The 20,339-nt window shown below is 62.0% G+C and carries 19 protein-coding genes; 8 read left to right on the top strand and 11 right to left on the bottom strand.

The genetic code is table 11. The annotated features are described in order from the left end of the window. Window positions 1-38 precede the first annotated feature (38 nt). From RG540_RS20855 to RG540_RS20845, 3 genes are read right to left on the bottom strand one after another with little or no spacing between them, the layout of a single operon-like run. Window positions 39-1,019, bottom strand: a complete 981-nt coding sequence (locus RG540_RS20855) for a TRAP transporter substrate-binding protein (protein ID WP_038591956.1) — start codon at window positions 1,017-1,019, stop codon at window positions 39-41. 35 nt (window positions 1,020-1,054) lie between these two features. Beyond that, complete coding sequence (locus tag RG540_RS20850) at window positions 1,055-2,368, bottom strand: TRAP transporter large permease (RefSeq protein ID WP_038591954.1); 1,314 nt, start codon at window positions 2,366-2,368, stop codon at window positions 1,055-1,057. Window positions 2,369-2,371: 3 nt separating this feature from the next. Beyond that, entirely contained in the window at window positions 2,372-2,956 is a 585-nt protein-coding gene (locus RG540_RS20845) for a TRAP transporter small permease (protein WP_051909551.1), read from the bottom strand. A 205-nt stretch (window positions 2,957-3,161) separates the two neighbouring features. Between RG540_RS20845 and RG540_RS20840 the strand changes: the two genes are divergently transcribed. The 4 genes from RG540_RS20840 to RG540_RS20825 all read left to right on the top strand — a co-directional run bounded on the left by RG540_RS20840 (window position 3,162) and on the right by RG540_RS20825 (window position 9,648). Beyond that, window positions 3,162-6,788 (top strand): hydantoinase B/oxoprolinase family protein, encoded by a 3,627-nt coding sequence (locus tag RG540_RS20840; protein ID WP_038591951.1) that lies wholly within the window; start codon window positions 3,162-3,164, stop codon window positions 6,786-6,788. 18 nt (window positions 6,789-6,806) lie between these two features. After that, entirely contained in the window at window positions 6,807-8,015 is a 1,209-nt protein-coding gene (locus RG540_RS20835; protein ID WP_038591949.1) for a TIGR03862 family flavoprotein, read from the top strand. 109 nt (window positions 8,016-8,124) lie between these two features. After that, on the top strand, window positions 8,125-8,841 hold the full coding sequence (locus tag RG540_RS20830) for a YoaK family protein (protein ID WP_038591946.1): 717 nt from the start codon (window positions 8,125-8,127) through the stop codon (window positions 8,839-8,841). Between the two features lie 18 nt (window positions 8,842-8,859). Beyond that, complete coding sequence (locus RG540_RS20825) at window positions 8,860-9,648, top strand: YdcF family protein (protein ID WP_038591943.1); 789 nt, start codon at window positions 8,860-8,862, stop codon at window positions 9,646-9,648. Window positions 9,649-9,666: 18 nt separating this feature from the next. Here RG540_RS20825 and RG540_RS20820 read toward each other — a convergent pair whose 3' ends face one another. After that, window positions 9,667-10,101 carry a hypothetical protein gene (locus RG540_RS20820; RefSeq protein WP_244446698.1) on the bottom strand — a complete coding sequence of 145 codons (435 nt, stop codon included), beginning with the start codon at window positions 10,099-10,101 and terminating at the stop codon, window positions 9,667-9,669. Between the two features lie 158 nt (window positions 10,102-10,259). Here RG540_RS20820 and RG540_RS20815 point away from each other — a divergent pair, with 158 nt between their 5' ends. Next, window positions 10,260-10,913, top strand: a complete 654-nt coding sequence (locus tag RG540_RS20815; RefSeq protein ID WP_038591938.1) for a trimeric intracellular cation channel family protein — start codon at window positions 10,260-10,262, stop codon at window positions 10,911-10,913. Between the two features lie 6 nt (window positions 10,914-10,919). Here the strand turns inward: RG540_RS20815 and irrA are convergent, their stop codons facing one another. Next, window positions 10,920-11,336 (bottom strand): iron response transcriptional regulator IrrA, encoded by a 417-nt coding sequence (gene irrA, locus RG540_RS20810; RefSeq protein ID WP_038547722.1) that lies wholly within the window; start codon window positions 11,334-11,336, stop codon window positions 10,920-10,922. Window positions 11,337-11,652: 316 nt separating this feature from the next. Here irrA and fabA point away from each other — a divergent pair, with 316 nt between their 5' ends. The 3 genes from fabA to fabI are packed head-to-tail and all read left to right on the top strand — an operon-like array spanning window position 11,653 to window position 14,250. Then, the gene (gene fabA / locus RG540_RS20805) at window positions 11,653-12,168 is read left to right on the top strand and encodes a 3-hydroxyacyl-[acyl-carrier-protein] dehydratase FabA (RefSeq protein ID WP_038547719.1); all 516 of its coding nucleotides are present in this window, start codon (window positions 11,653-11,655) and stop codon (window positions 12,166-12,168) included. A 47-nt stretch (window positions 12,169-12,215) separates the two neighbouring features. Then, window positions 12,216-13,439, top strand: coding sequence for a beta-ketoacyl-ACP synthase I (gene fabB / locus RG540_RS20800; protein WP_038591935.1), 1,224 nt, complete (start codon window positions 12,216-12,218; stop codon window positions 13,437-13,439). Between the two features lie 4 nt (window positions 13,440-13,443). After that, on the top strand, window positions 13,444-14,250 hold the full coding sequence (gene fabI, locus RG540_RS20795) for an enoyl-ACP reductase FabI (protein WP_038591932.1): 807 nt from the start codon (window positions 13,444-13,446) through the stop codon (window positions 14,248-14,250). Between the two features lie 3 nt (window positions 14,251-14,253). On the opposite strand, the gene RG540_RS20790 is transcribed toward fabI, so the two are convergent. The 6 genes from RG540_RS20790 to rbfA form a co-directional block, all read right to left on the bottom strand. Continuing rightward, window positions 14,254-14,835, bottom strand: coding sequence for a hypothetical protein (locus tag RG540_RS20790; RefSeq protein ID WP_038591929.1), 582 nt, complete (start codon window positions 14,833-14,835; stop codon window positions 14,254-14,256). Between the two features lie 17 nt (window positions 14,836-14,852). Continuing rightward, the gene (locus RG540_RS20785) at window positions 14,853-15,860 is read right to left on the bottom strand and encodes a class I SAM-dependent methyltransferase (protein ID WP_038591927.1); all 1,008 of its coding nucleotides are present in this window, start codon (window positions 15,858-15,860) and stop codon (window positions 14,853-14,855) included. Window positions 15,861-15,950: 90 nt separating this feature from the next. Then, window positions 15,951-18,083 (bottom strand): polyribonucleotide nucleotidyltransferase, encoded by a 2,133-nt coding sequence (gene pnp / locus RG540_RS20780; protein ID WP_038591924.1) that lies wholly within the window; start codon window positions 18,081-18,083, stop codon window positions 15,951-15,953. A 334-nt stretch (window positions 18,084-18,417) separates the two neighbouring features. Further along, window positions 18,418-18,687, bottom strand: coding sequence for a 30S ribosomal protein S15 (gene rpsO, locus RG540_RS20775; RefSeq protein WP_038547700.1), 270 nt, complete (start codon window positions 18,685-18,687; stop codon window positions 18,418-18,420). A gap of 151 nt (window positions 18,688-18,838) precedes the next feature. Then, window positions 18,839-19,768 carry a tRNA pseudouridine(55) synthase TruB gene (truB, locus tag RG540_RS20770; protein ID WP_038591921.1) on the bottom strand — a complete coding sequence of 310 codons (930 nt, stop codon included), beginning with the start codon at window positions 19,766-19,768 and terminating at the stop codon, window positions 18,839-18,841. Window positions 19,769-19,780: 12 nt separating this feature from the next. After that, window positions 19,781-20,188 carry a 30S ribosome-binding factor RbfA gene (rbfA, locus tag RG540_RS20765; RefSeq protein WP_038547695.1) on the bottom strand — a complete coding sequence of 136 codons (408 nt, stop codon included), beginning with the start codon at window positions 20,186-20,188 and terminating at the stop codon, window positions 19,781-19,783. Between the last annotated feature and the right edge of the window lie 151 nt (window positions 20,189-20,339).

Here is a 20,339-nt window from a genome sequence, read left to right as displayed (position 1 = left end):
GAGCGCGCCGCAAGCGGATGCCTGCGGCGCCCCTCAAATCACATCTTCTTGTAGGCGTCCAGAATGGCGGCGCCATCAGCGCCGGCCTTCTTCGACCAGTCCTCGGTCAGCTTGGAGCCGACATCGGCCAGGCCCTTCTTCAGATCGGCGCTCGGTTCGAGAACCTTCATGCCGTTCTTCTTGAGGGTTTCCATGTAGGCGGCAGTCTTTTCGGCACCGAGCGCCCAGCCGCGGGTTTCAGCGGCAGCCGCTGCATCGGTGACGGCCTTCTGGACGGCCGGATCGAGTGCTGCGAAGGCGGCCTTGTTGACGAAGATGACGTTCTTCGGGATCCAGGCCTGGGTATCGTAATAGTGGGTCAGCGATTCCCAGATCTTGCTATCGACCCCGGTGGCGCTTGAGGTCATCAGGCCGTCGACGACGCCGGTTGCGAGAGCCTGCGGCAGTTCGGCTGCCTGGACGGTGACCGGCTGAGCGCCGACGAGATCGGCGATGCGCGACGTGCCGACGTTATAGGCGCGCCATTTCAGGCCCTTGAGATCCGCCGTGCTGTTGACGTCCTTCTTGGTGAAGATACCCTGGGGTGGCCACGGCGTTGCATAGAGGAGCTTGAGGCCCTGGGCGTCGAGCGCCTTCTCGATCGCCGGCTTGGAGGCGGCGTAGAGCTTCTTCGATGCGTCGAAGCTGGTTGCCAGGAACGGCACGACATCGATGCCGAAGACCGGGTTTTCGTTCTCGTGCAGCGAGATCAGCACTTCGCCGGCCTGGGCCTGACTGGTCTGGACCGCGCGCTTGATATCCGGCGCCTTGAAGAGGGAGGCGCTCGGATGAACGGTGATCTTCAGCTTGCCAGCTGAAGCCGTTTCGACGTCCTTGGCGAACTGCATCAGGTTCTCAACATGGTAGTTCGCCGGCGGATAGGCCGACGGCAGGACCCAGGCGGTCTGGGCGAAGGCCGCGCCGCTGGCGGCGAGCAGTGCTGCGCCGGCAAGGCCGGAGCGAACGAGATTGGAAAGCATTTTCCTCATATCAGTCCCCTTTTTTCTCACTCTGATTAACCCGGGAATGCCATTTTCGGCAGAACCATCACGATTTCCGGGAAGACCGTGATGATGGCGACTGTCGCCACAAGCAGGAAGAAGAACGGCAGCGAAGCACGGGCGACGGTCAGGCTGTCTCGGCCGCTCATCGTCTGCAGCACGAAGAGGTTGAAGCCCACGGGAGGCGAGACCTCCGCCATTTCGACGATCAGCACCAGGAAGATGCCGAACCAGACAAGATCGAAACCGGCCTGCTGGATCATCGGCAGGACTACGACCGTGGTCAGCACAATCATCGACAAGCCGTCGAGCGCTGCGCCGAGCAGGATGTACATCACCGTCAGCACCGCGATCAGCGCGTAGGGGCTGAGATTGAAGCTGTCGACCCAGGCGGCGAGCGCATTGGGAATGCCGGTATAACCCATGGCGATCGACATGAAGCCGGCGCCGGTGAGGATCAGCATGATCATGCAGGTGAGCCGGGTGGCGCCCATGACACTGTCCCAGAAGGCTTTCATCGTCAGCGTCCGCGACCAGGCGGCGATGGCAAGCGAACCGAGCACGCCCCAGGCGGCGCATTCCGTTGCCGTCGCCCAGCCGAGGATCAGCGTCGCGAAGACCAAGACGATCAGCAGCGTGACGGGGATAAGGTTGGCCGATTCCTTGAGTTTCTCTCTGAGGCTCATCTTCGACGGCGCAGGCGGCTGCTTGTCCGGGTTCAGAAGCGACCAGACGATGATGTAGCCGGAATAAAGCACCATGACGATGGCGCTCGGCAGGAAGCCGGCGAGGAAGATCTGGATGATCGATACGTTGGCCGCCACCGCGTAGACGACCATGGTGATCGACGGCGGGATGAGAATGCCGAGCGTGCCGGCGCCGGCGAGAGAGCCGAGGCTGACCATCTCGTCATAACCACGCTTCTTCAATTCCGGCAGGGCGATCTTGGCGATCATCGCCGTAGTGGCTGCCGAGGAGCCGGAAATCGATCCGAACAGACCGCAGCCGATCACGTTGACATGCATGAGACGGCCCGGCAGCCAGCCGAGCCAAGGGGCCAAGCCGCGGAACATTTCTTCCGAAAGCCGGGTGCGGAACAGGATTTCCCCCATCCAGACGAATAGCGGCAGCGCTGCAAGCGACCAGGACGCGCCGCCGCTCCAGGAATTGGTGGCGAGCACGGCGCCGACCGGGATGCCCGGCACGAAGAGCATGGCGATAAAGCCGCAGATCAGCAGCGAAATGCCGATCCAGACGCCACCGGCCAGCAGCGCCAACAGGGCGACGAGAACGACGCCGGCGATTTCAACGAGTTCGATCGTGCTCATGGATCACGCCCCGCTCTGGATAGCGCGCTCGATGACTTCCTCGGCCGTTTGCGGCTCCGGTTTTTCATAGCGCGGCGAGCCGCCGAACAGGACATGGAGGAGTTCGTCGACGAAGGCGATCGCGAGAATGATCAGGCCGCCGCAGAAGCCGAGTTGCGGCATCCACAGGGGCACTGCGATGACGCCCTGCGACAGGTCGTTGAACATGTAGGAGGTTCTGGTCATGTCGAAAGCGAACCAGGCGAAGTAGAGCGTGGCAATCGTGCCGATCGCCAGGGCGACGATCTCGATGACGCGCCGGACCGGACCTTTGAAACGCTCGATCAGCAGGCCGACGCGGATCATTTCGCCGGAGCGGAACGTGTGAGCAAGGCCCAGGAAGGCGCTTGCAGCCATGCACCAGGAGGCGAAATCGTCACCGGCTGGCACGTCTATATCGAGCGGCCGGCCGGCAGAGAGCGCCATCATCAGCAGGAAGATCGCGACCAGGAAAAGCCCGGCGAGATAGCCGGAAAACAGATAAAGTCCATCCAGCCCTTTCCGGAGCCAATCCGGGAATATGCTGTGGCGGGGATCAACGGAGGACATGGATCGGCCTCCCGTAACAGGATATGAAAAACGGCATGATCGGCTCCCCTCGGTTGCCGGTTATCCGGGTGGAGGCTCTTGGTGGCTTCCTGCCCGTTCAGCGAGCATGATGCTTCAATGTGCATTTTCCTGTCAACTAATCATTGACGTTTTATCGACGAAATGTTTTCGTTATTGCCTATCGAGTTTGATTTGAGGGCGGAACATGACCGAAGCTAAGTGGGATTTCTGGATCGATCGCGGCGGCACGTTCACCGACATCGTCGGCCGGAAGCCGGACGGATCGCTTGTCGCCCATAAAGTCCTGTCCGAAAATCCGGAAGCCTATCGTGATGCGGCCGTACAAGGGATTCGCGAACTTCTCGGCGTGCCGGCCGGCACCGCCATACCCGCCGATGTGATCGGCGCAGTAAAGATGGGCACGACGGTCGCCACCAATGCACTGCTGGAGCGCAAGGGCGAGCGCACGCTGCTGGTGACGACCCGCGGCTTCCGCGATGCGCTGGCGATCGGCTATCAGGCCCGCGCCGACATCTTCGCCAAGAAAATCATCAAGCCGGAACTGCTCTACAAACACGTGGTCGAGGTGGACGAACGCGTCCGCGCCGACGGCACCATCGAGGCTGCACCGGACGAAAAGACGATCCGCGGTGAGTTGCAGGAGCAGTATGACGCCGGCTTCCGCGCTGTCGCGATCGTCCTCATGCATGCCTATCGCTTCCCGGCGCATGAGCAGCTGATTGCGCATATCGCCCGCGAGATCGGCTTCACCCAGGTTTCCGTCAGCCATGAGGTCTCGCCGCTGATCAAGCTGGTCGGCCGCGGCGACACGACCGTCGTCGATGCCTATCTGTCGCCGATCCTGCGCCGTTATGTGGAGCAGGTCGCCGGCGAACTTGGTACTGGGCTTGATGCCGCCGACAAGCAAGGTGCTCAACTGATGTTCATGCAGTCGTCCGGCGGGCTCACCGCGGCGCGGCTGTTCCAGGGCAAGGATGCGATCCTCTCCGGCCCCGCCGGCGGCGTGGTCGGCGCGGTCGAGACCTCACGGCTGGCCGGCTTCAACCGGATGATCGGCTTCGACATGGGCGGCACCTCGACCGACGTGTCGCATTATGACGGCGAACTGGAACGCTCGTTCGAAACCGAAGTTGCCGGCGTGCGCATGCGGGCGCCGATGATGTCGATCCACACGGTGGCTGCCGGCGGCGGTTCGATCCTGCATTTCGAGAACGGCCGTTTCCGCGTTGGTCCGGATTCGGCCGGTGCGAACCCCGGCCCGAAGGCCTATCGCCGCGGCGGGCCGCTGACGGTCACCGACGCCAACGTCATGCTCGGCAAGCTCTCGCCAAAGCTCTTTCCGGCGATCTTCGGACCCAACCGCGACCAGCCGCTTGATGCGGATGCCGTGCGCTCCGCCTTCGAGGATATGGCCAAGGTGATCGGCGACGGCCGTTCGCCAGAAGAAGTGGCCGACGGTTTCCTGGCGATCGCCGTCGAGAACATGGCGAATGCGGTCAAGAAGATCAGCGTCCAGCGTGGCTACGACGTCACCCACTACGTGCTGACCTGTTTCGGCGGCGCCGGCGGCCAGCATGCCTGCCTGACGGCCGATGCGCTCGGCATCTCGACGGTGATGATCCATCCGTTTTCGGGCATCCTGTCGGCCTATGGCATGGGGCTTGCGGATATCCGCGCCTCCCGCCAGCGCACGGTATCGGACGAGCTTGCGGCCGCCCTGGAGACGCTCGGGCCCATCCGCGACGAGCTGACCGCCAGCGTGCTGGAGGAAATGGCGTCGCAGGGTGTTTCCCAGGCGGATACCGAAGTCCTGCACCGTGCGCACCTGCGCTATCAGGGCACGGATACGACTTTGCCCGTAACCGTGACCGACGCCGCCGACATGACGGTCGCCTTCGAGACGGCGCACAGAAAACAGTTCGGCTTCATCTTCGAAAACCGAGAGATCATTTTCGAGGCCTACGAGGTCGAGGCGATCGGCGGCGGCGCCGATTCCGACGAACCGGAATTCGAATTGGACGATAGCGCGCCAACGGCAGTTGAACAGACAAAGTTCTTCTCCGGCGGTGCATGGCGCGAAGCACCTGTCTATCGGCGCGCCGAGATCAAGCCTGGATCGCGCGGAAACGGCCCCTGCCTGATCGTCGAGCCGCATCAGACGATCGTCGTCGAAGACGGCTGGGCTTTCGAGATCACGGGGTTGAACCATGTCGTGTTGAAGCGCGTCGCCGAGCTCTCCCGCGCCAGGCCGATCGGCACCCAGGCCGACCCGGTGCTGCTCGAGGTGTTCAACAACCTGTTCATGTCGATCGCCGAACAGATGGGTGTGACACTGCAGAACACCGCGTCTTCGGTCAACATCAAGGAACGGCTGGACTTCTCCTGCGCCGTTTTCGATGCGGATGGCGCGCTAGTGGCGAACGCGCCGCATATGCCGGTGCATCTCGGCTCGATGGACCGGTCGGTCGAAAGCGTCATCGCTCAGAACCAGGGCAGGATCCGCCCCGGCGACGTGTTTGCGCTGAACGCCCCCTATAATGGCGGCACACATCTGCCGGATATCACCGTCGTTACGCCGGTCTTCGATGCGGAGGGCAGACACATCCTGTTCTACGTCGCCTCGCGCGGGCACCATGCGGATGTCGGCGGCACCGCGCCGGGATCGATGACGCCGCTTGCGACCACCGTCGACGAAGAGGGCGTGCTGTTCGACAACGTGCTGCTCGTCGATCGCGGCCGTTTCGACGAAGCCGGCATTACCGATCTCCTCTCCAACCATCCCTACCCTGCCCGCAACGTCGCCCAGAACGTCGCCGACCTGCGCGCCCAGATTGCCGCCAACGAAAAGGGCGTGCACGAGATGCGCAAGATGATCGCGCAGTTCGGGCTGGACGTGGTGCAGGCCTATATGGGCCACGTGCAGGATAACGCGGAAGAGAGCGTCCGCCGCGTCATCGAAAAACTCGGCGATTCGGAATTCTCGTATCCCACCGACCAGGGCAGCCTGATCCAGGTGAAGATCACCGTCGACAAGGCCAAGCGCGAGGCGACGGTCGATTTCACCGGTACAAGCCCGCAGAAGAAGAACAACTTCAACGCCCCGGAACCGGTCACTCGTGCCGCGGTGCTTTATGTCTTCCGCGTCATGGTCGAAAGCTCCATCCCGATGAATGCGGGATGCCTGCGGCCGCTCCGGATCATCGTCCCGGAAGGGTCGATGCTGAAGCCGCAATATCCGGCGGCCGTGGTGGCGGGCAATGTCGAGACCAGCCAGCATGTAACCAATGCGCTGTTCGGGGCGCTCGGGGCGATGGCAGCGAGCCAGGGCTCGATGAACAACCTCACCTTTGGCAACGCGACCTATCAGTATTACGAGACACTGTGCTCCGGCTCGCCAGCCGGCGTCTTCAACGATGGTACCGGTTTCGACGGCACGGATGCGGTGCACGTGCACATGACCAATTCCCGCCTCACCGACCCGGAAATCCTGGAAACCCGTTATCCGGTGCTGCTCGAAGATTTCCACATCCGCGACAATTCCGGCGGCAGGGGCAGGTTCTCGGCCGGCAACGGCACGAAACGCACCATCCGCTTCCTCGAAAAAATGGATTGCGCCATCCTCTCCTCGCACCGGACGATCAGGCCGCACGGGCTTGCCGGCGGCGAAACCGGCGAGCTCGGCATGACCACGGTGAGGCGTCTCAACGGCACGTTCGAAGAACTCGGCGGCTGCGCCCAGACGATCATCGAGGCCGGCGAAGCGGTAACGGTGCAGACGCCGACGGCCGGAGGCTATGGCAAAGCTGACTGATCTGTCCTACCGAGGGGCATGACGAAGCAGATCGCGATCATCGGCGGTGGCCCGGCGGGGCTGATGGCGGCGGAGGTTCTCTCCGCTGCCGGTCATGCCGTGACGGTCTACGAGGCGATGCCGACCTTTGGGCGGAAATTTATGCTCGCCGGGAAATCCGGGTTGAACATCACCCATTCGGAGGATTTTTCGAGTTTCGCTGAGCGATTCGGAACTGCCTCCGCTCGCCTGCGCCCTGCCCTCGACGCATTCACGCCGGGCGACGTGCAGGCCTGGGCGGCGGGCCTCGGCACCGAAACTTTCGTCGGGACATCCGGCCGCGTGTTTCCCAAAGTCATGAAGGCCTCGCCGCTGTTGCGCGCCTGGCTGCGGCGGTTGGAGGCACAGGGCGTAACACTCAAGACAAGGCATCGCTGGGTGGGGTTTGCCGGAAACGGCTATCGGTTCGAAACGCCGGAAGGCCCGATCACCGGTCAGCTGGATGCTGCTCTCCTGGCACTGGGCGGCGCCAGTTGGCCGCGGCTTGGCTCGGATGCCGCCTGGGTGCCGTGGCTGAGGGACAAGGGCGTTGAAGTCGCCGACCTGCAGCCGGCCAATTGCGGCTTCGATGTCGCCTGGAGCGAGGCGTTTCGCGAGCGTTTCGCCGGCGAGCCGCTGAAATCTGTTTCGACCACGTCCGACGCCGGCACGTTCCAGGGCGAATTCGTGGCCTCCGGGCACGGGATCGAAGGCAGCCTCGTCTATGCCCATTCCGCAGCGCTTCGGAACCGGCTTCTTGCGCAAGGCCAGGCGACATTGGCCGTCGACCTCGCGCCCGGCCGCACGATGGAGCGTCTGGTTCGCGACCTTGCCCGCCAGGACGCGAAGGCGAGCTTCTCCAACCGCCTGCGAAAGGGAGCAGGGCTGGAGGGCGTGAAGGCAGTACTGCTGCGCGAACTTGTCCCGGATGCCAACCGCATGGCGCCTGGGGAACTCGCGGAGCGGATCAAGGCCCTGAACATTCCGGTTGTCCGCCCGCGACCGATTGCGGAAGCGATCTCGTCCGCCGGCGGCATCGCCTGGAGCGATCTCGACCAGAACTACATGCTGAAGCCGCTTCCCGGCCTGTTTGCCGCCGGGGAAATGCTCGATTGGGAGGCCCCGACCGGCGGTTACCTGCTGACCGCCTGCCTTGCGACGGGCCGCGCTGCTGCCCGAGGCGTCGAAGCGTGGCTGCGCTCGCAATAGGACTCGCTTTGGCGCCCGATTTGCGATTTCTTTCCTCCTTGTCCGGCATTGTCCTAGATCAACGCCTGAAGGCGTGATTCGCGCAGATTTACGCGGAGGAAGGGCCTCCATGACCAGAGAACGAAGACGACGCATCATCCGCAGGCGGCGGACCGTAACAGGTCTGGCGCTGGTTGCTGCCATTTCCTTCGTGGCGGGCATGACGGATGCGGTGGGCCTGCTGCTTTCGGGTGACTTCGTTTCCTTCATGACCGGCAACACGACCCGCGCGGCAATCGCCTTCGCCGATGGCGACTATAGCCATGCGATCATCCTCTTCGTCGCGCTCTGGGTCTTCATCCTCGGCAATGCGCTCGGCATCGTGCTCGCCTATACGGTTTCGGCGCGCCGCACCTTCGTGGTGCTGGCAGGCGTCTCCATCCTGCTTGCCGCCGCCTCGACCGTCCCGGATGCGGGTTATCCGCGGCTGCAATTCTATCTGATCGTGCTGTCGATGGGCATGATCAACGCGACGGTCGAACATATCGAAGGGCTGCCGATCGGCCTCACCTATGTGACGGGCGCGCTTTCCCGCTTCGGCCGCGGCATTGGACGCTGGCTGATCGGCGACCGCAACCCCACCGGCTGGCTGATCCAGACGGTTCCCTGGACCGGAATGGCATGCGGCGCCGTGACGGGCGCTTTTCTGACGAAATATGCTGGCAGCCATGCGCTCTGGATCGTTTCGGTTCTGGCCCTTGCGGTGGCATTGGCGACGGCACTGCTGCCACGCCCGCTGCACCTGCATTTCCAGCAGCCGATCGTCTCCGCCCGCCGCCGCGCCTGATCGTCTCGAAGGACATTGATGTTCCTGCTTTCAAAACTCTTCTGGGTCTTCGCCCAGCCCCTCTCGCTTGCTTTTCTTCTCTCCGCCCTTGCCACGATTCTCGTCGTCGTCGGCTGGCGCCGGCTTGGCGGCCTTGCAGCGCTGCTGACCGCACTGGTGCTGTTCGTGACGCTTTTCACGACGACAGGCACGGCGGCGCTGCAGGCGCTGGAAGGCCGCATTCCAAAGCCGATGCAGGAACCCCAGTCGGTTTCTTGCATGATCGTGCTCGGCGGCGTGCTCGAGAACGAGGTGACGACCGTGCGCGGCGGCATCGAGTTCAATCAGGCCGCTGACCGGTTCGTGGAGGCGTTGCGGCTCGCTCGTAATCATCCGCAGGCACGCATCCTGATTTCCGGTGGTGACGGTTCCATCAGCGGCGCCTACGAAGGAGAGGCGCAGGCTGCGGAACGGTTCTTCTCCGCCTTCGGCATCCCGGCCGATCGACTGGTGAAGGAGAACGCATCCCGCACGACCTACGAGAATACGGTGAATACGGTCGGGCTTCTGAAGGCTCTGGGACTCGACAACTGCCTGCTGATCACCTCTGCCTTCCATATGCCGCGCGCGATGGGGCTGTTCCGAGCGGCCGGCATAGAGGTGACGCCGTGGCCGGTCGACTACCGCACCAGCGGCATCGTTCGGCTGTCGCTGGATTTCACGCAGCCGGCGCTGAATGCGCAGCTGACGACGACTGCAGCCCGCGAGTGGATGAGCCTGATGGCCCATTATCTCACCGGGCGGATCGGCGAGATCTTTCCGGCTTGAACCCTCGCACGGCCCACTCTATTTTTTTGACAGGATATTGAAATCAAGGCCGCGCACCCTGACGCGCATTTCGCAGGGCGCGGCGTCGGTGCGACCGCAGAAGCGGGGATGCATCGTCAATTCGAAGACCATGTTGCCGAAGTACTGAACGAAATCGTAGTGATAAAGCTGGGCAGTGGCGACCATGACGTAGCCGCCTTCCTTGATCTGCACATAAAAATTGTAGCGGCAGCCTTCACTGGCGCAACGCGGTCCCCTGACCCCGTCGCAGGTTACTTCTGATTGGTTGGAAACGAGATCGAGCATGCCGTCGTTGTTGATGTCGAAGCGCTTGATGAAGACCGGCCCGAAATCGACAGTCTTGCACTCCTTGCGGAAGTAGTCCTTCTCGTAGATTTCCGGATCGCTGAAACGCTGCGGCTGCTGAGCAAAAGCAAGTGTGGGCGCAAACATCAGGACGAGCGCCTGCGCGACAATGATCAAAAGCTTTTTCACTGGCGAACCTCTGCAAATTCATCTGTTCAAGGCGCGCATCGAAGGATGACGCACGCAACGATCGGCGGCTATGCTAACGGCCCGCACTTGCGCGACGCTGGATCACAAGGTCTGACATGTCCCTGCTGACGATACTCGACTATGCCGGCATCGCGCTTTTTGCCGCGACCGGGGCGCTTGCCGCTTCGCGAAAGCAGCTCGACCTCGTCGGCTTCCTGTTTTTCGCGGCGGTCACCGGGCTCGGCGGGGGGACGCTCAGGGACATCCTCCTCGGTCGCACGCCGGTCTTCTGGGTGCTGGACCCGACCTATATTCTCATCTGCGTCATCTCGGGCGCCTTCGTGTTCTGCACCGCGCATCGGGTGGAGTGGCGCTTTCGCCTGCTGATCTGGCTCGACGCGATCGGGCTTGCCGCCTATAGCGTGCTCGGTGCAGCAAAAGGTCTCGCCGCCACCGGATCGCCGACGATCGCGATCGTCACCGGAGCGTTGACAGCCGCCTTCGGTGGCATCCTGCGCGACCTTCTCGCCAACGAACCTTCGGTTCTGCTTCGGCCGGAAATATACATCACCGCTGCCCTCGCGGGCGCCTGCGGGTTTACGGCGGCGAATGCACTCGGCCTGCCGGTCTACGCAAGTTCGGGGCTGGGCGCGGCGCTCGCCTTCGGCCTGCGCGGTGGCGCGATCCACTATGGCTGGACATTGCCACGCTACAGGCCGCGTCCCGGACGGGACCAGGACGAAGCGATCAAAGGAAAGAAAGGGTCGTGAGAGACGTCAGCTTTTCTTTTCGCGCAGACGGATGATCACATCCACATGGGCGATTTCCATGCCTTCCGGGGCCTCCGGCAGATTGTCGATCTGTAGATTGCTGACCGGAATGTCGAGTACCTGGTTTCGGCCCTCGACGAAGAAATGATGGTGGTCGGAAATGTTGGTGTCGAAATAGGTCCTGGCGCTTTCAACGGCGAGCACCCGGATGAGACCGGCTTCAGTGAACTGATGCAAGGTATTGTAGACGGTTGCGAGCGAAACCGGGACGCCGGCAAAGGTGGCTTCCTCGTGCAGTTCCTCGACAGTCAGGTGGCGGTCACCCTTAGCGAACAACAGGTCGGCAAGCGCAATACGCTGCCGCGTCGGACGCAGGCCGCAATGGCGCAGTCTCGTCTCGATGTCCGTAATGGCTTCTGCCATAATTGCCCGTCAACTCCTGCCGTTCCACGCCAATATCAGGTATCTTGACTTTCCGATATAACTTTTACGGACGGTAGTTTCAATAGTTTCCGGAGGATACCTGCCGCGAAGGCGCCAAAAACGCGCAATTTCGCTACAAGCCTCTGGTTTGCGCCGGTAGCTTCCTATATGCGGACCAGAACAAACGCATGTTCCAGCGGCTCGGCTGCCATCCCCAGGCGGAGCGCAAGTTCATCGTTACGCTTCAATTCCGACCGATCTTGCAATACGCTGCTGAAACAAAAGGTCTAAGGTTCAACGGGGGGAACGGAAATTTATGGCACCCAGGCAGTCCAGCTTCTCTTACGAAGAACTTCTCTCTTGCGCCCATGGCGAGCTGTTCGGACCAGGCAATGCGCAGCTTCCGCTGCCGCCGATGTTGATGGTCCACCGCATCACCGATATCTCGGAAACAGGCGGGGCTTTCGACAAGGGTTATCTCCGTGCCGAGTACGACGTACGACCGGACGACTGGTATTTCCCCTGCCATTTCGAAGGCAATCCCATCATGCCGGGCTGCCTTGGTCTCGACGGCATGTGGCAGTTGACCGGTTTTTTCCTCGGCTGGCTCGGCGAACCCGGACGCGGAATGGCTCTGTCGACCGGCGAAGTGAAATTCAAGGGCATGATACGCCCGGACACCAAGCTGCTTGAGTATGGCATCGACTTCAAGCGCGTCATGCGCGGCCGCCTGGTGCTCGGCACCGCCGATGGCTGGCTGAAGGCGGATGGCGAAACCATTTACCAGGCGACGGACCTTCGTGTAGGCCTGTCGAAGGAAAAGGCCGCCTGATCCTGCGTGGCGGCCAAAGCAGAACAAGCAGAAAAGGTTTTGATGAGATGAGACGGGTAGTTGTAACGGGTCTCGGTATCGTGTCCTCGATCGGGAGCGATGCCGCCGAAGTAACCGAATCCTTGCGTCAGGCAAAGTCCGGCATTTCCTTCTCTCCCGATTTCGCTGAGCACGGCTTCAAGTGCCAGGTCTGGGGCAAGCCGACGCTCGACCCGACCGATCTCGTCGACCGCCGCGCGATGCGCTTCCTGAGCCAGGGCGGCGCCTGGAACCATGTCGCCATGAAACAGGCGATCGCCGATTCCGGTCTCGAAGACAATGATATCGGCGAGAACGAGCGCACCGGCATCATCATGGGCTCCGGCGGCCCGTCCACCCGCACATTGATCGAAGCCGCCGAGATCACGCTCAAGAACAATAGTCCGAAGCGGATCGGCCCGTTTGCCGTGCCGAAGGCCATGTCGTCCACGGCATCCGCGACGCTCGCCACCTGGTTCAAGATCCACGGTGTCAACTATTCGATCTCGTCCGCCTGCTCGACATCCGCGCACTGCATCGGCAACGCTGCGGAGATGATCCAGTGGGGCAAGCAGGACGTGATGTTCGCCGGTGGCCACGAGGACCTCGACTGGACGATGTCGAACCTGTTCGACGCCATGGGCGCCATGTCCACCAAGTACAATAACGATCCCGACAAAGCCTCCCGCGCCTATGACGTCGACCGCGACGGTTTCGTCATCGCCGGCGGTGCCGGCGTGCTGGTTCTCGAAGAACTCGAGCATGCGAAAGCTCGCGGCGCCAAGATCTATGCGGAAATCGTCGGCTACGGCGCGACGTCGGATGGCTACGACATGGTCGCCCCCTCGGGCGAAGGCGCGATGCGATGCATGCGCCAGGCGCTGGCGACCGTGAAGGGCGATATCGACTACATAAACACCCACGGCACCTCGACGCCGGTCGGGGACAGCAAGGAGATCGGCGCAATCCGCCAGGTCTTCGGTGACAAGATCCCGCATATCCAGTCGACCAAGTCGCTGACCGGCCATTCGCTCGGCGGCGCCGGCGTGCAGGAATCGATCTACGGACTTCTGATGATGCAGGAACGCTTCATCGGCGAAAGCGCCCATATCAAGAACCTGGACCCGGAATTCGAAGGCGTGCCGATCGTCCGCAAGCGGATCGACGACGCCAAGATCGACACTGTTCTTTCCAATTCCTTCGGGTTCGGCGGCACCAACGCCACGCTCGTCTTCCAGCGCTTTAACGGGTAATTCCATGACCGGAATCATGCAGGGGAAACGCGGCCTGATCATGGGGGTCGCCAATAATCACTCCATCGCCTGGGGGATTTCGAAAGCCGTCGCAGCGCAGGGCGCCGAACTCGCCTTCACTTTTCAGGGCGAAGCGCTCGGCAAACGGGTCAAGCCGCTCGCAGCCGAACTCAATTCCGATTTCGTGGTGCCTTGCGATGTCGAGGATATCGCCTCGGTGGACGCGACCTTCGCGGCGATCAAGGAACGCTGGGGCAAGCTCGACTTTGTCGTGCACGCCATCGGCTTTTCCGACAAGAACGAGCTGAAGGGCCTCTACGCCGACACGACGCGCGACAATTTCAGCCGCACCATGGTGATCTCCTGCTTCTCCTTCACGGAGATCTCCAAGCGGGCGGCCGACCTGATGACCGATGGCGGCGCGATCCTGACGCTCACCTATGGCGGCTCGATGCGGGTGATCCCGAACTACAACGTCATGGGTGTCGCCAAGGCAGCGCTGGAAAGCTCCGTGCGTTATCTCGCCGCCGATTACGGCCCGCGCGACATCCGCGTCAACGCGATCTCGGCTGGCCCGGTGCGCACGCTGGCCGGCGCCGGCATTTCCGATGCCCGCGCGATCTATTCCTGGAACCAGAAGAACGCGCCGCTTCGCCGCACCGCGACCATCGAGGATATCGGCGGCTCGGCGCTCTACCTGCTCTCGGACCTCTCCCGCGGCGTGACCGGCGAAATCCACTACGTGGATGCCGGCTACAACATCACGTCGCTGCCGAGCCTCGACCGGCTGCGGAACGCGGATTCGGAGTAAGCCCTATTTGGGGAAGCTTTCGGGAGGCCCGTTGTTCGTGTCGATAACGGTGCGTATGGCGGGCTTCAGATTGTATGGAACGGCTTCCAGCGCCTGAACCGCATCGAGATTGTAGCCACGCTCTTCGATTTCCCTGACGAAGGCGCGTGTCGTCACAAGTGTCATCGGAACCGTTGCTGCTGCCATGAGATTCGGAACGGCGCCGTCCTCATAGAGGACCAGTGCCTCATCCGTATCCTGCGGGTCCATCGTTTCGATGTATTCGCGAATGGCGCGTTCGCCGCTGTTCCTCAGTGCCCGCTTGAGTTTGTCCTGGGCTTCCGACGTTGTGGCGCGTTCCCGCAATGTAGCGATCGCAATGCCCTCCAACGTCTCCGCATGTTCGATCGCCCCATTCATGGACATCATCCAAGCCTGGATTTCCCGCGCATAGGGTTTGGAGAGATCACTGCAGACCTCTTCCTCGATCCGATCGACGATGACGATTCTCCGGTTGGTGAGCCGCATGGCGTCCAGAAGACCGGCCGCCGCCAAGCGGATTAACGGCCCTGCATCGGCAATGACAATCGGATCTCGATCGAGCATATCGCTCCTTCAGCAGCCTATTTCTTCGCCCATAGAACCTTAAAGCGGGCGTTGCGGCAAGTCTCGCCGCTTTCGCGGAAACCTTCCGCCAGGACGGGCTCGTAGGTGAGGCCGCGATTGGCGACCAGCATCAGCCGTCCGCCGTTCTTGAGCGCAGCCGTCGCAGTGCGGATCATCGTCTTGCCGAGTTCCGGGTCCGTCGCCTGCGCCTCATGGAAAGGCGGGTTCATGATGACGAGGTCGTATTTTTCCTTCGGCGGCTCGGCACCGAGGTCCTGCCAATAGAAGCGGGCGTTGAGATCCGGGCAATTGCGCGCGATGTTGCGCTTGGCAAATTCCAGTGCCTGGTAATCGGCTTCGAAGAGATCGATGCGGTTTACGCGCTTCGACTTTTCCGCCAGCATCACCGAGAGATAACCCCAGCCGGCGCCGAAGTCGGCGGCGTTGCCGTCGAAATCGGTCGGCAGACGGCCTGCGAGCAGTTCCGAGCCCGCATCCACGCGCTCGTGGGAGAACATACCGGGTGCTGCCTCGAACCGCGCGTCGATCACCACGGTCGACTTCTTCAGCGCCTTGATCGCCGCATCGGCATTGGCGGGCCTGGCGAACCATATGGCGACGCCGTGATATTTCGGGGTGTAGTCGAGTTCGATGCCAAGCTTCAGCAGCGTGTTGCGGAGCGGCTGGATGCCATCTTCCTTACCGCCGGCCACAATGATGACGCCGCCCGTTCTGACGCGCTCAAGAGCCTCGGCGACACGGTTCTCGTTCTCGCCGCGATGTTTGCCGCAGAGCACCAGCCCAAAGTCATAACCCTCGCCCTCGGCCTCCGGAAAGGCGCCTTCGCGCAAGGCCCGGAACAGCGGCCGGAACGGCTGCACCGCAGTGATCTCGGCCGCAAACCCCTCCGGCAAGGCATTGCCTGCCTCGGCGCCCAGGAAGAGCACACGCTCTCCTTCGCCGGGCATCGGAACAGCCTCGGTGTCGAAGGGGTGGAACAGGGTTTTCAGGGCGTCTCGGCTCATGGCTAGTCTCGTGGGTTCGTCTCGTGACAGCAGATAAACAAAAGGCGCGGAAGAGCTTCCGCGCCTCAATGTCTCGGAAGGAAGAAGGCCTTATTCGGCGGCTTCGCCTTCAGCCTTCTTGACTTCCTGGCCGGTGGCCTGGTCGACGACCTTCATCGACAGGCGGACCTTACCGCGTTCGTCGAAGCCCATCAGCTTGACCCAAACCTTGTCGCCTTCCTTGACGACGTCCTGGGTCTTGGCAACACGCTCGGAAGCGAGCTGCGAGATGTGCACGAGGCCATCACGGGCGCCGAAGAAGTTTACGAAAGCACCGAAGTCAGCGGTCTTGACGACCGTGCCTTCATAGATAGCGCCAACTTCCGGCTCGGCAACGATCGAGTGGATCCACTTGCGGGCGGCTTCGATTTCCTTGCCGGAAGACGAAGCGATCTTGACGGTGCCGTCGTCCTCGATGTTGATCTTGGCGCCGGTCTTTTCGACGATTTCGCGGATGACCTTGCCGCCCGAACCGATGACTTCACGGATCTTGTCGACCGGGATGTTCATCACTTCGATGCGCGGTGCGAATTCGCCGAGCTGGCCGCGGCTCTCGGTGATGGCATTGGCCATTTCGCCGAGAATGTGCTTGCGGCCGCCCTGTGCCTGGTTGAGCGCGACCTTCATGATCTCTTCGGTGATACCGGCGATCTTGATGTCCATCTGCAGCGAGGTGATACCGTCGGCAGTACCCGCTACCTTGAAGTCCATGTCGCCGAGGTGGTCTTCGTCACCGAGGATGTCGGAGAGGACCGCGAAACGCTCACCTTCGAGGATGAGGCCCATGGCGATGCCGGCAACCGGCTTGGCCAGCGGTACGCCGGCGTCCATCAGTGCGAGCGAAGTGCCGCAGACGGTCGCCATCGAAGACGAGCCGTTGGACTCGGTGATTTCGGAGACGACGCGCAGCGTGTAGGGGAACTGCTCGACCGTCGGCAGCATCGGGCGGATGGCGCGCCATGCGAGCTTGCCATGGCCGATTTCGCGGCGGCCCGGGGAGCCCATGCGGCCGGTTTCACCAACCGAGTAGGGAGGGAAGTTGTAATGGAGCAGGAAGCGCTCCTTGTACATGCCGGTCAGGCTGTCGACGTACTGCTCGTCTTCGCCGGTGCCAAGCGTGGCGACAACGATCGCCTGGGTCTCGCCGCGGGTGAAGAGGGCGGAACCGTGGGTGCGCGGCAGGATGCCGACTTCCGAAACGATCGGGCGGACGGTCTCGAGATCACGGCCATCGATGCGGCTCTTGGTGTCGAGGATGTTCCAGCGAACGATCTTGGCCTGCAGGTGCTTGAAGACGGCGCCGATGACTTCGGCGCTGTATTTCGGCTCGGCGCCCTCTGGGAAGAAGTGTGCCTTCACCTTCGCCTTGACGGCGTCGACGGCAGCGTAACGATCAGCCTTCTGGGTGATCTTGTAGCCTTCGCGAAGCTCGGCTTCGAAATGCTGGAGCATTTCGGCCTCGAGCGCGGAATGATCTTCCGGTTCGAACTCGCGGGGTTCCTTGGCGGCGACTTCAGCGAGCTTGATGATTGCGTCGATGACCGGCTGGAAACCGCGATGGCCGAACATGACGGCGCCGAGCATGATGTCTTCGTTGAGTTCCTTGGCTTCGGATTCAACCATCAGAACGGCATCGCCCGTACCGGCGACAACGAGGTCGAGAACCGACTCGTCCATCTCGTCGAGATGCGGGTTCAGGACGTATTCGCCATTGATGTAACCGACGCGGGCGCCGCCGACGGGGCCCATGAACGGAACGCCGGAGAGCGTCAGCGCAGCAGACGCCGCAACCATCGACAAGACGTCCGGATCGTTCTCAAGGTCGTGCTGGACAACGGTAACGACGACCTGGGTATCGTTCTTGTAGCCTTCCGGGAAGAGCGGGCGGATCGGGCGGTCGATCAGGCGGGAAACCAGCGTTTCCTTTTCCGACGGACGGCCTTCGCGCTTGAAATAGCCGCCCGGGATCTTGCCGGCGGCATAGGTCTTTTCCTGGTAGTTGACGGTGAGCGGGAAGAAGTCCTGGCCAGGCTTCGGAGCCTTGGCGGAAACAACGGTCGCGAGAACGACGGTCTCGCCGTAGGTCGCGAGAACAGCGCCGTCAGCCTGGCGGGCGATCTTGCCCGTTTCCAGCCTCAGCGGGCGGCCGGCCCATTCGATTTCGACGGAATGAGTATTGAACATATGTCTTGTCCTTCAATGCGGGAGCACACGCATCGCCGATATCGGGCGTAGCGTACAGTCGACCGCAATCAATGTGACACATCATGGGCAAGACAACGGGAGGCTTTGCATCACCGGCATCCTGGAAAGGAGCCGCGGCTAAAGCCCCGAGGGCTTTGGCCGAAAGCATCCGGCAATCCTGCCCCATGACAGGTCAACGGTTTGTTTGGCAGATCCGGCCCATCCGGGTCTGCGGGCAGTCACCACGCGAACTAGGGCGTAGCGCAAACATTTCATCGGACCTTGGCCCGAATAAAGAACCGGCAGGCACCCCAAGAGCGCCCGCCGGAAATTTTTAGCGGCGAATACCCAGAGCAGCAATGATCTTGCTGTAACGGGCCTCGTCCTTCTTCTTGAGATAATCAAGAAGCGAGCGACGGGTGGAAACCATGGTCAGAAGGCCACGACGCGAGTGGTTGTCCTTCTTGTGATCCTTGAAGTGACCCGTCAGGTTGTTGATGCGTTCCGTCAGGATTGCGACCTGAATTTCCGGAGAACCGGTGTCGCCTTCGACGGTTGCATATTCCTTGATCAGCGCAGTCTTGCGCTCGGCAGTGATCGACATCTTACGATCCTTTCGTAAAGAGGAGAACGAGACGCCAGAAGCCGAGATGTCGTTCAGCTTCGGCCATGAATGCAGTAGGATGCCTATAGGCTCCTGATGCTGGCGCTGCCTATAGACCATTCACGTTGCAATTGGAAGAGGCGTCCGCCGATCAGCCGAACACCCGCTTCGGCCGGAATTCGCCCTGGCCGATCTCGCCGATGGCGATCAGCTTGCCACGCACTGTCGCGTAGGCCTCGGCCTCCGCAAGCGGCGCATCGCGGCCGCGCAGAATGACCGGATTGCCCATTTTCAGCCTGTGCGCCTGATCGTCGGTGACCGGCAGGTGCGGCAGGCTGGACAGCGCTTCGGCAGTGTCGATCAGGAACTCATCGAGCGCCGCCAGGCGTTCGTCGCGGTCCTCGATCTCCTCAAGCGCCACGAGATCGGCGAGCGGCACCATCTTTTCCTCGGCGAACGGCGCGACGAAGGTGCGGCGCAGTTCGGAAATGTGACCATAGCAGCCGAGATCGCGGCCGAAGTCGCGGGCCAGCGCGCGCACATAGGTGCCCTTGCCGCATTCCACCTCGAAATGTGCCTTGTCCGCGGTGACGCCGAGCAGCGTCATCCGGAAGATCTCCACCTCACGCGAGGGGATATCGACCGTTTCGCCGTCGCGAGCGAGGTCATAGGCGCGTTCGCCGGCGATCTTGATGGCCGAGAACTGCGGCGGGATTTGGCTGATCGTGCCGGTATATTTCGGCAGGAGGTCCCGGATCGACTGTTCGTCGGGACGCGCGTCGGAAGCGGCCGTGACTTCGCCTTCGAGGTCGTCGGTCGAGCGCTCTTCACCCCAACTGACGGCGAACTCATAGATCTTGCGGCCGTCCATGACGTAAGGCACGGTCTTGGTCGCATCGCCGAGCGCGATCGGCAGCATGCCAGAAGCGAGCGGATCGAGCGTACCGGCGTGGCCGGCCTTCTGGGCGTTGAACAGCCACTTGATCTTGGAGACGGCCTCGGTCGAGCCGAAATCGACCGGCTTGTCGAGGATCAGCCAGCCGGAAATCGGGCGGCCCTTTGGTTTGCGGGGTTTTGACATGCGTTCTCTTGATTATTCTTTGTCTTCATTGCCGCCGTCGAGATCCCGCTGGACCTCCGGCGAGCGCAGCAGCTCATCGATCTTCTTGTAATTGTCGAAGCTGGTATCGTCGCGGAAGCGGACTTCCGGCATGTATTTCATCTGCCGGAGCTGACCGCCGATACGGCCGCGAATGTATTTGGCGTTGCGGTTCAGCGCCTCGATGATTGCCGCATGATCCGGCAGGCCGAGGGGCGTCACGTAGGCCGTGGCGACCTTAAGGTCCGTCGACATGCGCACTTCGGACACCGAGATCACGGTCTTTTCGATGAGGTCGTCGCGCACTTCGCCGCGCTGCAGGACCTGGGTTATGGCGGCGCGGACCTGTTCGCCAACGCGAAGCATGCGCTGGGAGGGCGCCGAGGATGTTGGCTTGCTCATTGTGTTTCTCTTCTAGAGCACTTGCGGGGTTCGTCCCGTATTCCAAGCGCTGCGTCAGCAAAGGCGGTCACATGACCCAGGCGCACCCAAAGGTCAAGGCGCGGCCTTCGCTTTATCTTAACAGGACAAGCCGCTGAATGCAGCCCCCGCC

The sequence above is a fragment of the Neorhizobium galegae bv. orientalis str. HAMBI 540 genome (assembly GCF_000731315.1).
GTDB classification, from domain to species: Bacteria; Pseudomonadota; Alphaproteobacteria; order Rhizobiales; family Rhizobiaceae; genus Neorhizobium; species Neorhizobium galegae.
The sequence above is the reverse complement of the archived record's forward strand: the minus strand, read 5'-3'. Positions and strand labels throughout refer to the sequence as shown.

Excerpts from the sequence above, each read along its gene's own strand:
- RG540_RS20855 (WP_038591956.1), bottom strand. The coding sequence starts at position 1,019 with ATGCTTTCCAATCTCGTTCGCTCCGGCCTTGCCGGCGCAGCACTGCTC.
- RG540_RS20850 (WP_038591954.1), bottom strand. The coding sequence starts at position 2,368 with ATGAGCACGATCGAACTCGTTGAAATCGCCGGCGTCGTTCTCGTCGCC.
- RG540_RS20845 (WP_051909551.1), bottom strand. The coding sequence starts at position 2,956 with ATGTCCTCCGTTGATCCCCGCCACAGCATATTCCCGGATTGGCTCCGG.
- RG540_RS20840 (WP_038591951.1), top strand. The coding sequence starts at position 3,162 with ATGACCGAAGCTAAGTGGGATTTCTGGATCGATCGCGGCGGCACGTTC.
- RG540_RS20835 (WP_038591949.1), top strand. The coding sequence starts at position 6,807 with ATGACGAAGCAGATCGCGATCATCGGCGGTGGCCCGGCGGGGCTGATG.
- RG540_RS20830 (WP_038591946.1), top strand. The coding sequence starts at position 8,125 with ATGACCAGAGAACGAAGACGACGCATCATCCGCAGGCGGCGGACCGTA.
- RG540_RS20825 (WP_038591943.1), top strand. The coding sequence starts at position 8,860 with ATGTTCCTGCTTTCAAAACTCTTCTGGGTCTTCGCCCAGCCCCTCTCG.
- RG540_RS20820 (WP_244446698.1), bottom strand. The coding sequence starts at position 10,101 with ATGTTTGCGCCCACACTTGCTTTTGCTCAGCAGCCGCAGCGTTTCAGC.
- RG540_RS20815 (WP_038591938.1), top strand. The coding sequence starts at position 10,260 with ATGTCCCTGCTGACGATACTCGACTATGCCGGCATCGCGCTTTTTGCC.
- irrA (WP_038547722.1), bottom strand. The coding sequence starts at position 11,336 with ATGGCAGAAGCCATTACGGACATCGAGACGAGACTGCGCCATTGCGGC.
- fabA (WP_038547719.1), top strand. The coding sequence starts at position 11,653 with ATGGCACCCAGGCAGTCCAGCTTCTCTTACGAAGAACTTCTCTCTTGC.
- fabB (WP_038591935.1), top strand. The coding sequence starts at position 12,216 with ATGAGACGGGTAGTTGTAACGGGTCTCGGTATCGTGTCCTCGATCGGG.
- fabI (WP_038591932.1), top strand. The coding sequence starts at position 13,444 with ATGACCGGAATCATGCAGGGGAAACGCGGCCTGATCATGGGGGTCGCC.
- RG540_RS20790 (WP_038591929.1), bottom strand. The coding sequence starts at position 14,835 with ATGCTCGATCGAGATCCGATTGTCATTGCCGATGCAGGGCCGTTAATC.
- RG540_RS20785 (WP_038591927.1), bottom strand. The coding sequence starts at position 15,860 with ATGAGCCGAGACGCCCTGAAAACCCTGTTCCACCCCTTCGACACCGAG.
- pnp (WP_038591924.1), bottom strand. The coding sequence starts at position 18,083 with ATGTTCAATACTCATTCCGTCGAAATCGAATGGGCCGGCCGCCCGCTG.
- rpsO (WP_038547700.1), bottom strand. The coding sequence starts at position 18,687 with ATGTCGATCACTGCCGAGCGCAAGACTGCGCTGATCAAGGAATATGCA.
- truB (WP_038591921.1), bottom strand. The coding sequence starts at position 19,768 with ATGTCAAAACCCCGCAAACCAAAGGGCCGCCCGATTTCCGGCTGGCTG.
- rbfA (WP_038547695.1), bottom strand. The coding sequence starts at position 20,188 with ATGAGCAAGCCAACATCCTCGGCGCCCTCCCAGCGCATGCTTCGCGTT.